This window comes from Blautia sp. 1033sp1_1033st1_G9_1033SCRN_220408, assembly GCF_040929965.1.
Lineage (GTDB): Bacteria > Bacillota > Clostridia > Lachnospirales > Lachnospiraceae > Blautia_A > Blautia_A ammoniilytica.
The window spans coordinates 78,254-92,829 of sequence record NZ_JBFKZO010000011.1 but is presented as its reverse complement, the minus strand read 5'-3'; the positions used below and the strand labels follow the sequence as shown (position 1 = coordinate 92,829).

12 protein-coding genes are annotated in these 14,576 nt (G+C 45.8%); all 12 read left to right on the top strand.

Annotation, left to right across the window (positions count from 1 at the left end):
• Positions 1 to 26 precede the first annotated feature (26 nt).
• The 12 genes from lepA to AB5916_RS09925 all read left to right on the top strand — a co-directional run bounded on the left by lepA (position 27) and on the right by AB5916_RS09925 (position 14,572).
• Positions 27 to 1,835, top strand: coding sequence for a translation elongation factor 4 (gene lepA / locus AB5916_RS09980; RefSeq protein WP_158421395.1), 1,809 nt, complete (start codon positions 27 to 29; stop codon positions 1,833 to 1,835).
• Between the two features lie 18 nt (positions 1,836 to 1,853).
• Complete coding sequence (locus AB5916_RS09975; protein WP_368190611.1) at positions 1,854 to 2,279, top strand: hypothetical protein; 426 nt, start codon at positions 1,854 to 1,856, stop codon at positions 2,277 to 2,279.
• The gene (gene hemW, locus AB5916_RS09970; protein ID WP_368190609.1) at positions 2,266 to 3,405 is read left to right on the top strand and encodes a radical SAM family heme chaperone HemW; all 1,140 of its coding nucleotides are present in this window, start codon (positions 2,266 to 2,268) and stop codon (positions 3,403 to 3,405) included. Before AB5916_RS09975 ends, hemW begins: the two co-directional genes overlap by 14 nt.
• 112 nt (positions 3,406 to 3,517) lie before the next feature.
• Positions 3,518 to 6,361 (top strand): excinuclease ABC subunit UvrA, encoded by a 2,844-nt coding sequence (uvrA, locus tag AB5916_RS09965; protein WP_173727253.1) that lies wholly within the window; start codon positions 3,518 to 3,520, stop codon positions 6,359 to 6,361.
• A 108-nt stretch (positions 6,362 to 6,469) separates the two neighbouring features.
• Entirely contained in the window at positions 6,470 to 7,459 is a 990-nt protein-coding gene (locus tag AB5916_RS09960; RefSeq protein ID WP_158421398.1) for a rod shape-determining protein, read from the top strand.
• A 5-nt stretch (positions 7,460 to 7,464) separates the two neighbouring features.
• Complete coding sequence (locus tag AB5916_RS09955) at positions 7,465 to 9,768, top strand: ATP-dependent RecD-like DNA helicase (protein WP_368190607.1); 2,304 nt, start codon at positions 7,465 to 7,467, stop codon at positions 9,766 to 9,768.
• Positions 9,731 to 10,369, top strand: coding sequence for a ComF family protein (locus AB5916_RS09950; RefSeq protein ID WP_368190605.1), 639 nt, complete (start codon positions 9,731 to 9,733; stop codon positions 10,367 to 10,369). Before AB5916_RS09955 ends, AB5916_RS09950 begins: the two co-directional genes overlap by 38 nt.
• 97 nt (positions 10,370 to 10,466) lie before the next feature.
• A complete protein-coding gene (locus AB5916_RS09945; RefSeq protein WP_158421401.1) occupies positions 10,467 to 10,901 on the top strand; it encodes a hypothetical protein in 435 nt (144 codons plus the stop codon).
• Positions 10,898 to 12,019, top strand: a complete 1,122-nt coding sequence (locus AB5916_RS09940; RefSeq protein ID WP_368190604.1) for a hypothetical protein — start codon at positions 10,898 to 10,900, stop codon at positions 12,017 to 12,019. Before AB5916_RS09945 ends, AB5916_RS09940 begins: the two co-directional genes overlap by 4 nt.
• Before the next feature lie 111 nt (positions 12,020 to 12,130).
• Positions 12,131 to 13,006, top strand: coding sequence for a diadenylate cyclase CdaA (gene cdaA / locus AB5916_RS09935; RefSeq protein WP_158421403.1), 876 nt, complete (start codon positions 12,131 to 12,133; stop codon positions 13,004 to 13,006).
• Entirely contained in the window at positions 12,996 to 14,297 is a 1,302-nt protein-coding gene (locus tag AB5916_RS09930; protein WP_173727256.1) for a YbbR-like domain-containing protein, read from the top strand. The genes cdaA and AB5916_RS09930 overlap by 11 nt, the downstream gene beginning before the upstream one ends.
• Positions 14,298 to 14,308: 11 nt before the next feature.
• Complete coding sequence (locus AB5916_RS09925; RefSeq protein WP_158421405.1) at positions 14,309 to 14,572, top strand: HPr family phosphocarrier protein; 264 nt, start codon at positions 14,309 to 14,311, stop codon at positions 14,570 to 14,572.
• Positions 14,573 to 14,576 lie beyond the last annotated feature (4 nt).

Below are 14,576 nucleotides of genomic sequence, written 5' to 3'. Positions count from 1 at the left end.
CGTAAAAAAGAGGAGGATCGTCTGGAATGACAGACCAGAGTAAGATACGGAATTTTTGTATTATCGCACATATAGACCATGGGAAATCCACACTGGCAGACCGGATCATTGAGATGACCGGCCTTCTTACAGAACGTGAGATGCAGGCGCAGGTTCTTGACAACATGGACCTTGAACGTGAGCGGGGCATTACCATCAAATCCCAGGCAGTGCGTATTGTATATAAAGCAAAAGACGGAGAAGAGTATATTTTTAACCTGATCGATACACCAGGGCATGTGGATTTTAACTATGAGGTTTCCAGAAGCCTGGCAGCCTGTGATGGTGCGATCCTTGTGGTAGATGCAGCACAGGGGATCGAGGCACAGACACTTGCCAATGTATATATGGCGCTGGATCATGATCTGGAGGTGATCCCTGTGATCAATAAGATCGATCTGCCAAGTGCCCAGCCAGAGCGTGTGATCAATGAGATCGAGGATGTGATCGGGCTTGAAGCCCAGGATGCACCTAAGATCTCAGCCAAAACAGGACTGAATGTGGACCAGGTACTGGAGAGTATTGTGGAGAAGATTCCTGCACCTGAGGGAGATCCGGATGCACCGCTGAAGGCGTTGATCTTTGATTCTGTTTATGATGCCTATAAAGGAGTTATTGTATTTTGCCGTCTGATGGACGGGCGTGTGCGTAAGGGGACTACTATCCGTATGATGGCTACCGGTTTTACAGCAGAGGTTGTGGAAGTTGGATATTTCGGACCGGGGCAGTTTATTCCCTGCGAAGAACTGAGTGCAGGTATGGTAGGATATATTACTGCAAGCATTAAGAATGTAAGGGATACCCGTGTTGGTGATACAGTGACAGATCATAACCGTCCCTGTAAGGAAGCACTGCCCGGATATAAGAAAGTAAATCCTATGGTTTACTGCGGATTGTATCCGGCTGACGGAGCCAAATACGGAGATCTGAGGGATGCATTGGAAAAGCTGCAACTGAATGACGCATCTTTGTTCTATGAGCCTGAGACATCTGTTGCCCTGGGCTTTGGATTCCGCTGCGGATTCCTGGGACTGCTCCATCTGGAGATCATCCAGGAGCGTCTGGAAAGAGAATATAATCTTGATCTGGTTACAACTGCGCCCAGTGTTATTTACAAAGTCCATAAGACCAACGGAGAGGTGATCGATCTGACCAACCCAACTAATCTTCCAGATCCATCGGAGATCGAGTTTATGGAAGAACCAATGGTTCAGGCTGAGATCATGGTGACTACGGAGTTTATTGGTGCGATCATGGATCTGTGCCAGGAACGCCGCGGACAGTACGGCGGCATGGAGTATATGGAGGAGACAAGGGCACTTTTGAAGTACAAGCTGCCGCTGAATGAGATCATTTATGATTTCTTTGATGCATTGAAATCACGTTCCAGGGGCTACGCTTCCCTGGATTACGAGCTTTGCGGATATGAGCGAAGTGAGCTTGTGAAGCTTGATATCCTGGTAAATAAAGAAGAAGTGGACGCATTATCCTTTATTGTCCATGCAGATACTGCTTATGAGAGAGGCAGGAAGATGTGTGAAAAGCTGAAGGACGAGATTCCAAGACAGCTTTTTGAAATCCCGATCCAGGCAGCTATCGGCAGTAAGATCATTGCAAGAGAGACAGTAAAAGCCATGCGTAAGGATGTGCTTGCCAAGTGTTATGGCGGTGATATTTCCCGTAAGAAGAAGCTTCTTGAAAAGCAGAAGGAAGGTAAGAAGAGAATGCGTCAGGTAGGAAATGTAGAGATACCGCAGAAAGCATTTATGAGTGTTTTAAAGCTGGATGAGAATTAAGGCTCTGGAGGAATACTAATGAAAGAAAAAATCCTGCAAATCCTGAAACGGATTTCATATTCGGTGAAAAAGAGCATAAGGCGAAACCGGCAGCTGTGGATCCGCGGCGGGATCATGGCTGTAGGTCTGCTGGTGATCGTGATCTTTGTCGGGAAATGTGCCTGCAGCAAGAAGCCAGCCGGAACCCAGGATGAAAGCTCCATGGGGGTTATGACCATTACCGTGGCTCCGTCTCCCACGCCGACTGAGGTTCCAAGGCAGGTAAGCAGTGATGCAGCTGTTACCAATGGCAATGTTACCATGGTCAATGAATATCTGGTACAGAAAGGGAATGGCAGCAGCACAAAGGCAGATAACAGCAGTGCCGCAGATAATAATGGCAGCGGAGAGGACAGCGATACTTCAGGTACAAATGGAGACGGCAGTACAGATGGAACAGAATAAAAAAATAGAACTATATGTTCATATTCCTTTCTGTGTGAAGAAATGTGATTATTGCGATTTCCTTTCTGCCCCGGCAGGAAGGGATACACAGGAACAGTATGTACAGGCACTTCTACATGAAATCCAGACAGAAGGCGGCAGGCGTAAAGAACCTGTGGCCTCTGTTTTTATTGGGGGAGGGACGCCTTCTATATTAGAAGCAGATCTGCTGGAGAAGATATTAAAGGCCTTGTATCGATGTTTTTATATAGAAAAAGAAGCAGAAGTAACCATGGAAGCCAATCCTGGTACGCTTACCTTGGAAAAACTGAGGATCTGCAGGGAAAATGGTGTGAACCGGTTAAGTCTGGGACTTCAGTCACCGGATGACACAGAACTTGCCAGTTTGGGCAGGATCCATGATTACCAACAGTTTCTGGAAAGCTATCAGATGGCCAGGGAGGCAGGCTTTCACAATGTAAATGTGGATCTGATGTTTGGGATTCCGGGCCAGACAAGGGATGGCTGGGAAAAGAGCTTGCGCATTGTAGCAGCCTTAAATCCGGAACATATTTCGGCTTATAGTCTGATCATCGAAGAAGGGACACCTTTTGCTGCAAGAAATCTGGCGCTTCCAGATGAAGACACCGAGTATCAGATGTATGAAGATACGGCACGTATTCTTGGGGAATATGGCTTTGAACAATATGAGATTTCCAATTATGCCAAAGGCGGCAAAGCCTGTATCCATAATATTGGTTACTGGACAGGTGTTTCTTATCTCGGCTTGGGATTGGGGGCAGCTTCTCTGATGGATGGCTGTAGATTTACCAATACAACCTCTCTGGAAAGGTATACAACAGCCAGCAGAAAGCCGGATTTTCCTGACAATATCAGGAAAGATTTGATCAAGCTGACCCGTCAGGAGCAGATGGAGGAATTTATGTTTCTTGGGCTAAGGCTTAGATCGGGTATTTCAAAGGCTGAGTTCGCAAAGAGGTTTGGTATCCCTATAGAGGAGATTTATGGGGATGTGATCCGCAGATATAAAGAACTTGCTTTGCTGCAAGAAGAAAATGGGCGGATTTTCCTTTCCAGACATGGCATTCATGTAAGCAATACTGTGATGGCGGATTTTTTGCTGTAGATATGGAAAACTAAACAGACCCCTTGAAAAACAGATGTTCGTGTGCTATGCTAAACGAAGTACAACTCGAACATTTGTTTTTGCTTGAAGAACTGGAAAACAGGAGGCAGATATGGCCATAGATCAGAATAATAAAAAACAGTTTATCCGCATTCGAGGAGCTAATGAAAATAACCTGAAGAACCTGAATGTAGATATTCCAAGAGGGGAATTTGTAGTGTTGACCGGACTGAGCGGATCCGGTAAATCCTCCCTTGCTTTTGATACCATTTATGCAGAAGGACAAAGAAGATATATGGAATCTTTGTCATCCTATGCCCGGCAGTTTCTGGGACAGATGGAGAAGCCTGATGTAGAAAGCATAGAAGGCCTGCCTCCGGCCATATCCATTGACCAGAAGTCTACCAACAGGAACCCTCGTTCTACAGTAGGCACTGTGACAGAGATCTATGATTATTTCAGGCTGCTGTATGCCAGGGTAGGAATTCCTCATTGTCCCAAATGTGGTAAGGAGATCAGGAAGCAGACGGTAGATCAGATGGTGGATCAGATCCTGATGCTTCCGGAGCGTACAAAGATCCAGCTGCTAGCGCCAGTCGTTCGTGGGAGAAAGGGCACTCATGCCAAGCTTCTGGAGCAGGCAAAGAAAAGCGGATATGTGCGGGCAGAGATTGATGGCAGTGTTTATGAGCTGTCTGAGGAAATCAAGCTGGATAAGAATATTAAGCATACCATTGCCATTATTGTAGACAGGCTGATTGTGAAGGATGGGATCCAGAAGAGGCTTGCAGATTCTATTGAGACAGTGCTGGGGCTTTCTGATGGCCTGCTTGTGGTAGATACTATGGACGGTAAATATCTTAATTTCAGCCAAAGCTTTTCCTGCCCGGACTGTGGGATCAGCATTGACGAGATCGAACCAAGAAGCTTTTCCTTTAATAATCCTTTTGGTGCCTGCCCGGACTGCCTGGGATTAGGCTATAAGATGGAGTTTGATATAGACCTGATGATCCCGGACAAGTCTTTAAGCATCGCAAATGGAGCTATTGCAGTTACCGGATGGCAGTCCTGCACAGATAAAGGCAGCTTTACCTATGCGATCCTTTCTGCCCTGGCAAGGGAATATGATTTCAGCCTGGATACGCCATTTCAGGAATATCCTCAGAAGATTCAGGATATTCTTGTGAATGGTACGGAAGGACGCTCCGTAAAGGTATACTATAAGGGACAGCGCGGAGAAGGGGTTTATGATGTGGCTTTCCCGGGACTGATCCGTAATGTGGAGCAGCGGTACAGAGAGACAGGTTCGGAGACCATGAAGCAGGAATATGAAAGCTTTATGAGGATTACACCATGTACCACTTGTAAAGGTCAGAGACTGAAGAAAGAATCCTTGTCAGTTACTGTGGCAGATAAGAACATTTATGAGATCACCAATTTATCAATCGAAAAACTGAAAGAGTTTCTTTCGGATATCCAGCTTACACCTCAGCAGATGCTGATCGGCCGGCAGATCCTGAAGGAGATTGTTGCCAGAGTAGGCTTTCTTTCAGATGTTGGGCTGGATTACCTATCTCTTGCAAGGGCAACTGCCACTCTTTCCGGAGGAGAGGCTCAGAGGATCCGTCTGGCGACTCAGATCGGGTCAGGTCTTGTAGGAGTTGCTTATATTCTGGATGAACCAAGTATCGGGCTTCACCAGAGGGATAATGACCGGCTGCTTCGAGCGTTGATGCATCTTCGTGACCTGGGCAATACATTGATCGTAGTAGAGCATGATGAGGATACCATGCGTGCTGCAGATTGTGTAGTTGATATTGGACCCGGAGCAGGGGAGCATGGCGGAGAGCTTGTGGGTATCGGTACTGCAGAAGATCTGATGAAGAATGAAAGATCTGTTACAGGTGCATATCTTAGCGGCAAGCTTAAGATCCCGGTACCAAAGGAACGGAGAACACCAACCGGTTTCCTGAAGATCCGTGGCGCAGCTGAGAATAATCTGAAGAAGATCAATGTGGACATTCCGCTAGGGGTGATGACTTGTGTGACCGGTGTGTCCGGATCCGGGAAAAGCTCCCTGGTGAATGAGATCCTGTATAAGCGTCTTGCCAGGGATCTGAACAGAGCCAGGGTGATTCCTGGAAAGCACAGTGATATCCTGGGGATCCAGCAGCTGGATAAGGTGATTAATATTGACCAGTCTCCTATTGGAAGGACTCCACGTTCCAATCCGGCTACTTATACCGGCGTTTTTGATCAGATCCGTGACCTGTTTGCTGCCACTGCCGATGCCAAGGCCAAAGGCTATAAGAAGGGCAGATTCAGCTTCAACGTAAAGGGTGGGCGTTGTGAGGCCTGCAGCGGAGATGGTATTATTAAGATTGAGATGCATTTTCTTCCGGATGTATATGTGCCCTGCGAGGTCTGCAAGGGTAAGCGGTATAATCGTGAAACATTGGAAGTGAAATATAAGGGCAAAAGCATATATGATGTACTGAATATGACTGTAGAAGAAGCGCTTCCGTTTTTTGAAAATATTCCGTCCATCCGCAGAAAGATAGAGACTTTATATGATGTAGGACTTTCTTATATCCGGCTTGGACAGCCTTCTACAACTCTTTCCGGAGGAGAGGCCCAGCGGATTAAGCTGGCTGCAGAGCTGAGCAAACGCAGTACCGGAAAGACTATTTATATTTTGGATGAGCCGACCACAGGTCTTCACTTCGCAGATGTGCACAAGCTGGTGGAGATCCTGAAGCGCCTTTCTGAAGGAGGAAATACTGTGGTAGTGATCGAGCACAATCTGGATGTGATCAAGACTGCAGATTATATCATAGATATAGGCCCGGAGGGCGGCGACAGGGGCGGCACTGTGGTTGCCTTTGGTACGCCGGAGCAGGTTGCAGCCAACCCGTCCTCCTACACCGGCCAGTACGTAGCCAAATATTTACGGTGACAAGAGCTTTCTTTTTGGAGGGGAATTGCGTATAATAAGAAAAACGTAACTATGTTTTTAACAGTTACAGTTCTGGGAAAATAAACAGGAATTAAAGGGAGGTTCACAATGCCGGCAAGCGATATAGGAATTGATCTTGGAACCAGAAACAGCCAGGTATATTCTACCGGGAAAGGCCTTGTGCTGATGGAGCCTACAGTAGCAGTATATGATAAAGATTCAGAAAAAATAAAGGCAATGGGAGAGGAAGCAAAGCAGATGGCAGGGCATGTTTCTTCCAATATGGAGATTATCTGGCCCATTCGCCAAGGTGTGATTATAGATTACACAGTTATGGAGAAAATGCTGAAGTTCTTCATTTCAAGGGCAATGGGACGCAGAGCTTTCCGCAAGCCAAGGATCAGCATCTGTATTCCCAGCGGGACCACTGAAATCGAAAAAAAGGCTATCGAAGAAGCGACCTACCAGGCAGGAGCCAGAGAGGTTTTTCTTGCAGATGAGCCGATTGCCGCTGCTATTGGTGCAGGTGTGGATGTTACAAAACCGTTTGGCAATCTGATCGTGGATATTGGTGCAGGTACTACAGATATTGCAGTGATTTCTATGGCAGGAGTTGTGGTATCCAGTTCCATTAAGGTGGCAGGAGATAATTTTAATCAGGCCATTATGGGTTATGTGCGGAAAGCCCACAATCTGTTTATAGGGGAGGATGCAGCAGAAAGAATCAAGATAAAGATCGGTACTGCCATCGAAGAAGCATCTCCCAGGACTATGGAGGTGAAAGGGCGCAATGTGATCACCGGACTGCCCAAGACAGTGACCCTTACCTCTGAAGAAGTAAGGATGGCTCTTAGGGAGGCTACAGGACAGATTGTAGAGGCTGTACATGGAGTTCTGGAGAAAACACCGCCGGAACTTGCCGCTGATATTGTAGACCGGGGTATCGTGCTTACCGGCGGAGGGGCATTGCTTCATGGCATAGATAACCTGATCGAACAGAAAACAGGCGTAAATACGCTGACTGTACAGGATGCCATCATGGTAGTTGCTGCAGGAACAGGAAAATATGCAGAGATCATGTCGAGGATGGATGATTAGAAAGAATGAGTGAGAAGATTACCGGTTATATTGACCATGTGGTTTTCCGTAATAATGACAATGGATATACAGTTATGGTGGTGAAAGGCACAAAGGAGGAAGAACTGACTTGTGTAGGCAGTTTTCCTTCTATTAGCCAAGGCGTGACTATAGAGGCGGAAGGCACTTACACTACTCATCCTGTTTACGGAAAGCAGTTTCAGATACACAGTTATACAGAAAAGATGCCGGAAGACAGCCTTGCAATGGAAAGATATCTTGGATCAGGAGCCATCAAGGGAATCGGGGCGGCGCTGGCTGCCAGGATCGTTCGGCATTTTGGAGAAGATACACTTCGGATCGTAGAGGAGGAGCCAGAACGTCTTTCAGAAGTTAAAGGGATCAGTGAGAAAAAAGCGCGGGAGATTGCTGCCCAGGTTACAGAAAAGGCAGATATGAGGAGAGCCATGATCTTTCTGCAGAAATACGGGATATCCCTGAATCTTGGCGCAAAAATATACCAGAAATATGGCCAGGCTGTTTACGGTGTGCTTCAGGAGAATCCGTACCGCCTGGCCGAAGACATTTCTGGCGTGGGATTTAAGATCGCAGATGAGATTGCATCCAGGATCGGTATACATACAGATTCGGATTACAGGATTCGCAGCGGTATGTTGTATACTCTTATGCAGGCTTCAGGTGAAGGCCATATTTATCTGCCCCAAAAAGAGCTTTTTGAAAGAGCTTCCAGACTGCTGGATGTGGATCCCTCCTATATGGAAAAGCATCTGATGGATATGGCTATTGACCGGAAACTTGTATTAAAAGAAACAAAAGAGGCTACTCTGGTTTATCCCAGCAAATATTATCAGATTGAGCTGAATACAGCCAGAATGCTGAATGAACTGAATATTAAATGTCCTGAGAATGAAAAACTGGTAGAGCGCAGATTGGCCCAGATACAGAAGGAAACAGGTACTGTCTTGGATGAAATGCAGAAAAAAGCAGTAAAAGAAGCAGCAGAAAATGGCCTGTTCATTCTTACAGGAGGTCCTGGCACAGGAAAGACCACCACCATTAATGCTATTATCCGCTTTTTTGAAGGGGAGGGAGCAGAACTTCGACTTGCTGCGCCTACAGGCAGAGCGGCCAAAAGAATGACGGAGACCACCGGATATGAAGCACAGACGATCCACAGGCTTTTGGAACTGAACGGTGTTCCGGATGAAGAGCATGACAATCAGGCTATTCATTTTGACAGAAATGCTCAGAATCCGCTGGATGCGGATGTGATCATTATTGATGAAATGTCCATGGTGGATATTTTTCTGATGCATTCTCTGCTTCAGGCCATCACTGCCGGCACAAGGCTGATTCTTGTAGGAGATGAAAATCAGCTGCCAAGCGTAGGACCCGGGAATGTACTGCGAGACATTATCCGCAGCCAGGTATTTCCTGTGGTGGAACTTACCAAGATCTTCCGGCAGGCGTCTGAGAGCGATATTGTGGTGAATGCCCATAAGATCAACCGTGGAGAACAGGTATCCTTAGATAACAAAAGCAGGGATTTCTTTTTTCTGAAGCGATATGATGCAGATATTATCATCCGCGTGGTGATCGCATTGATCCAGGAGAAGATGCCCAGATATGTGGAAGCCAGACCCTTTGAGATACAGGTGCTTACCCCTATGCGTAAAGGACTTCTGGGTGTGGAGCGGCTAAATCAGATCCTGCAGAGATATCTGAATCCGCCGGATTCGGGTAAACGGGAGTATGAAGCCGGGCAGCAGATGTTCCGTGAAGGGGACAAGGTGATGCAGGTTAAAAATAATTATCAGATGGAATGGGAAGTGCGGGGCAAATATGGCATTCCTGTAGAAAAGGGAGTAGGCGTATTTAACGGAGACACCGGGATACTGAAGGAAATCAATGAATTTTCAGAGATTGCATCTGTGGAATTTGAAGATGGAAGATGGGCAGAGTATTCTTTTAAGCAGCTGGAGGAACTGGAACTGGCTTATGCCATTACCATCCATAAGTCCCAGGGGTCAGAATATCCGGCAGTGATCCTTCCGATCCTGTCAGGACCAAGGATGCTTCTGAACCGTAATCTTTTGTATACAGCTGTTACCAGGGCAAGGAAATGTGTAACTGTAGTGGGAAGTGAAGAAACTTTTGGGGAGATGATCCGCAATGAAAAGCAGCAGAAGCGTTACAGCTCTCTGGACATGCGTATCCGGGAACTTGCTGAATCTTCTTTATCCCAGACGATGTCCTTTGTGCCATCAGGTAATGAAGGAACAAAGGCAGCTGATTTGTCCGGAATGTGAAAAGGATCTTCATCCTATTACCGGCCCAAGATGTTATCACTGTGGGAAACCGATCAAAGAGGGAGAAGAATACTGTGCAGACTGTAGATCTCATCCGGGCGCATTTACAGCGGGAAAAGGGATTTTTCTTTACGATGACAGGATGAAGGCTTCCATGATGAAGTATAAGTACAGCGGATGCAGAGAGTATGGACGATTTTTCGGAAGAGCCATGTGTGTCTATGGTGAGGATTCCATTCGCAGATGGTCACCGGATCTGATCGTACCTGTCCCTATGACTGCCGCAAAGCTGCGGCAGAGGGGATTTAATCAGGCAGTGGATCTGGCAGGGATCGTTGCTGCGTGGATGAAGCTTCCTTTGGATACCGGGCTTGTACAAAAGATCAGACATACAGATGCTCAGAAGGAGCAGGATGCAGCAGGACGTCGCCGTAATCTGAAAGGTGCTTTTGAAATTACCAGAAGAATTGACGGAATGCGTATTTTGATCATTGATGATGTGTATACTACAGGCAGTACCATGGATGAGATCGCCGGATGCCTGAAAAAAAGCGGGGCAGAGGCAGTGTTTTTTCTCACTCTGTGCAGTGGAATCCATTGATTCATGGCAAAAAATGCTTTTCACAGCATAGGATATATGATACAATTAATCTATATGGTTAAAATGCGTTTATAGTATCAAAAGCAAGGAGTCATTTATGATCAACGAAGAGAAAGTCAAGATAATGAACAGGCTTGCAATGTATGAAAAGCGGGGCGGGAAGAAGTATCTGCCTGTCAGCAGATATTACCGCAGCGATTATATCGGGCTTGCATTAATTAAAAATTTTTTTCTGGTTACTATCGGATATGCCTTGGTTCTTGCAGCAGTAGCTGTATATTATTCAGAATATCTTATGAATAATATTAATCAGATGGATCTGGTCAGTCTGGGCATGAAAGTGGTTGGCGGTTATGCTGTGGTGCTGATCAGTTATTCGGTTCTTACTTATATTGCATATACTGTGAAATATCACTGTGCCAAGAAAAGTGTTAAGAAGTATTATGAAGAACTGACCAAACTGGAGAGGATCTACGGTCGTGAAGAGAAAAAGAATTCCGGACGGGAAATCACAGGAGGACGTAAAAGATGACAGCACTACTTGAATTAAAACAGAAAATTAAAAACCTGTATGGGCAATATGAACTTTATCTTCTTCCTGTATTCAAATTTGTTCTTGCCATGCTGTATTTTACCTGGATCAATGAAAATATGGGATATATGAGTCAGCTGAACAGTATGTTTGTTGTGCTGATCCTGGCTCTGATCTGTTCTATACTGCCATCTGTTGTGACAGTATATGCAGGATTTATCCTGATGATCCTTCACGGCTATGCCTTGAGCCTGGAGACTGCAGGGTTTATGCTGGTACTGATTCTGGTAATGGTGATCTTTTTCCTTAGATTCAGCGGCGGACAGAATACTGTGATGGCTTTTACACCGATCACCTTTATGTTTAATGTTCCGGCGATCCTGCCTATTGGCAGCGGCCTTATGGGCAATGCAGTATCCGCTATTCCGGCAGGATGCAGTGTGGTATTGTTTTATTTTATCCGATTTATCAAAAGACAGTCTGCATCACTGATGAACACAGACCTGGAAGTGGCAGACAAGCTGCAGCTTCTTGCAGACGGGCTTGCACAGAATTGGGGTATGTGGATCACAGTAGTTGCTTTTGTTCTTGTGGTCCTTGTTGTTTATCTGATTCGTACCCGTGCTTTTGATTATGCATGGAGGATCGCTATTGTTGCAGGCGGTGTGACTTATGTGCTTGTGATGCTGGGAGGAAGTCTTTTCCTGAACGCAACTGTTTCCATGCCGGCACTGATCACCTGTGCAGTTTTGTCAGTGGTATTTGCCATTATTCTGGAATTCTTTGTATTTGGAGGGGATTACAGCCGTACAGAGAGACTGGAATATGAGGATGATGAATATTTTTACTATGTAAAGGCTGTTCCCAAGGCGTCTGTATCTACTTCCGAAAGAAGCATCAAGAAGATCAACGGAGAGCCTATAAGGGAAGAGAGACGTTCCGAAGAAAAGAAAGCGGTATCTTTCACAGAGCCTACGCAGGCTGTAAGTGACAAACCAAAGAAACGAAGGACAGCGCCTGCACCTACGCCAAGAAAGGCAAAGCCGGTTTCAAAGGAAGACGATATGGATGAAATTGACTTTGAGAAGAAACTGGAAGAGTCTTTGAAAGATCTGTAATAACAATTCAGCAGTCGGTGATTACAAGGATGCTGAATTGTTATTACCTGTAACTGTAAACCAAACCGGCGCCAAAGCAGCGCTGATTACAATAAATGAGAGGAGACCGTTATGCAGGATATTGCAGTTATGCTTGCCAGGTATCTTCCTAAGCTGGCATTACCGCAGGTTGGAATCACTGATGTGATCGAAATTGCCCTGATATCATTCTTTGTATATCAGTTCATGGTTTGGATCAAATTCACCCGTGCATATACACTGCTGAAGGGTATCCTGATAGTTCTTGGGTTTATTTTTATTGCATATGTTTTCCAGATGAGCACCATTCTCTGGATCGTAAAGAATTTGTCTACTGTGCTGATTACTGCAGTGATCATTATTTTTCAGCCAGAGCTTCGTAAAGTGCTGGAACAGCTTGGACAGAAAAAGATCATGTCTGCGATCCCATTGTTTGATACAAGCAAGGAAGTACAGGAGCGTTTTACAGACAAGACTGTAAATGAACTGGTCAAGGCCTGCTTTGATATGGGAGAAGTCAAGACCGGTGCTTTGATCGTGATCGAGCAGAATATCCGTCTTACAGAATATGAGCGGACTGGTATTAATGTAGATGCAGTGCTTACCAGCCAGCTTCTGATCAATATTTTTGAGCATAATACGCCTCTTCATGACGGAGCGGTTCTTGTAAGAGGCAATCGTATCGTAGCTGCGACATGCTATCTGCCTCTTTCTGATAATATGGAACTGAGCAAACAGTTGGGAACCCGCCACAGAGCAGGTGTAGGGATCAGTGAAGTCAGTGATTCTCTGACGATTATCGTGTCAGAGGAGACAGGACAGGTATCTGTTGCGAAGGGGGGGAAGCTTTCCAGAGGGCTGACCAGTGCCCAGCTTCGGGAAGCACTTGTTAAAGCACAGAATAAAAAGGTTGTTGATAACGGTAAATTACGCCATCTGCTGAAGGGGAGGGCGAAACATGAACAATAATAGGAAGCTTACAGCAAATATTCCATTGAAAATCATGTCCATCCTGGTGGGGATCCTGGTATGGCTTTTGGTTGTCAATGTGGATAATCCTATTAAGACCAGGACGATCATTATTCCAGGGGAGAACGTGGAAGTGATCAATAAGGCATACGTGGACAGTGACAATAAGATGGTTATGCAGGATGACAATCCGGATCCTGTAAGGGTTTCTGTGACTGCAGAGCGCAAGACCCTTGCACGTCTGACGGCTTCTGATATATCTGTAGTAGCTGACCTGCAGCAGGCAGGGAATCTTGATACAAAGCCGGTGATGGTTCCTATTACAGCAAGCTGCAGTAGTGTTTCTGCTGATAACATAAAAGTGACACCTCAGTATCTGGAGGTGCGTCTGGAAGAAAAAGCCTCCCAGGATTTCTTGGTGAATGCTAATTATGGCACCAGTACACCGGGGAAAGGCTATGAGGTAGGTGCTCAGACTGCAAGCCCGGAAAAAGTAAGGATCACAGGACCAAAGTCGCTGATCAATAAAATTGATAAAGTAAATGCTACCGTGAATGTGGACGGCAAAACAAAAGATGTGACAGAAGATGTTAATCTTCAGATTATTGATAAGAACCAGGACAGTCTTACTGACGGCAAGATGGCATATCTGACCATTGACAATCCTAAGGTAACAGTTACCACCAAGTTTTGGAAGATCCGTACAGGTGTGAAGCTGCGTGCCGGTTATACAGGAGAAGCGGCAGATGGTTATCAGGTAGACAGTGTGACTACAGTGCCTGACACCATCAGCATTGCAGGTACGGATGAGGCATTAGAGAAGCTGAGACTGGAAGATAATACATTGTGGATCTCAGGAGATGGTGTAGATATCTCCGGTGAGAAGGGTGATATGGAAAAGAAGGTAAGCCTGAAGGATGTGCTTCCTGAGGATACCAAGCTTACAAGTGGAGCCAGCGAGGATGTGCTGGTGCGGGTATCTATCCTGCCTGTTGGCAGTCGTACATTCAGTCTTCCTGCTAATGAGATCGAAGTGGATAACAAACCTTCTGATCTGCAGTTCGCTTTTGACACAGATAGTATCAGTGTGAAGGTAAAGGCTGTAGACGGGGATATTGATGAGTTTGATGTTTCGGATATTAAGGCATCCATTGATCTGGATGGAAAGACGGAAGGTAGCTATGAAGTGCCTGTGACAGTGAAGCTGCCAAAGGGCTATGAGCTTCTTGAGGATGTGACCACAGATGTGACGATCTCCGAGATCTCCAATGTGGAAGATAATAATGGATAAGGGGTGATAAAATGGTAAGTCAGAAAGTAATTGTGAACAATCCATCAGGACTGCATCTGCGTCCGGCAGGAATCCTGTGTAAGGAGGCAATCAAATTCAAATCATTGATTACATTTACATTCAGTGGGGGAACTGCAAACGCCAAAAGCGTACTGAGCGTGCTTGGGGCATGTGTGAAGTGCGGAGATGAGATTGAACTGGTGTGCGAAGGTGCAGATGAAAAGGAAGCACTGGAAGCATTGGTAAAGGCAATTGAAGGCGGATTAGGGGAATAAGGAG

Bases quoted from the DNA above. Each gene is read 5' to 3' on its own strand.
- lepA (WP_158421395.1), top strand. From the start codon at position 27: ATGACAGACCAGAGTAAGATACGGAATTTTTGTATTATCGCACATATA.
- AB5916_RS09975 (WP_368190611.1), top strand. From the start codon at position 1,854: ATGAAAGAAAAAATCCTGCAAATCCTGAAACGGATTTCATATTCGGTG.
- hemW (WP_368190609.1), top strand. From the start codon at position 2,266: ATGGAACAGAATAAAAAAATAGAACTATATGTTCATATTCCTTTCTGT.
- uvrA (WP_173727253.1), top strand. From the start codon at position 3,518: ATGGCCATAGATCAGAATAATAAAAAACAGTTTATCCGCATTCGAGGA.
- AB5916_RS09960 (WP_158421398.1), top strand. From the start codon at position 6,470: ATGCCGGCAAGCGATATAGGAATTGATCTTGGAACCAGAAACAGCCAG.
- AB5916_RS09955 (WP_368190607.1), top strand. From the start codon at position 7,465: ATGAGTGAGAAGATTACCGGTTATATTGACCATGTGGTTTTCCGTAAT.
- AB5916_RS09950 (WP_368190605.1), top strand. From the start codon at position 9,731: ATGAAGGAACAAAGGCAGCTGATTTGTCCGGAATGTGAAAAGGATCTT.
- AB5916_RS09945 (WP_158421401.1), top strand. From the start codon at position 10,467: ATGATCAACGAAGAGAAAGTCAAGATAATGAACAGGCTTGCAATGTAT.
- AB5916_RS09940 (WP_368190604.1), top strand. From the start codon at position 10,898: ATGACAGCACTACTTGAATTAAAACAGAAAATTAAAAACCTGTATGGG.
- cdaA (WP_158421403.1), top strand. From the start codon at position 12,131: ATGCAGGATATTGCAGTTATGCTTGCCAGGTATCTTCCTAAGCTGGCA.
- AB5916_RS09930 (WP_173727256.1), top strand. From the start codon at position 12,996: ATGAACAATAATAGGAAGCTTACAGCAAATATTCCATTGAAAATCATG.
- AB5916_RS09925 (WP_158421405.1), top strand. From the start codon at position 14,309: ATGGTAAGTCAGAAAGTAATTGTGAACAATCCATCAGGACTGCATCTG.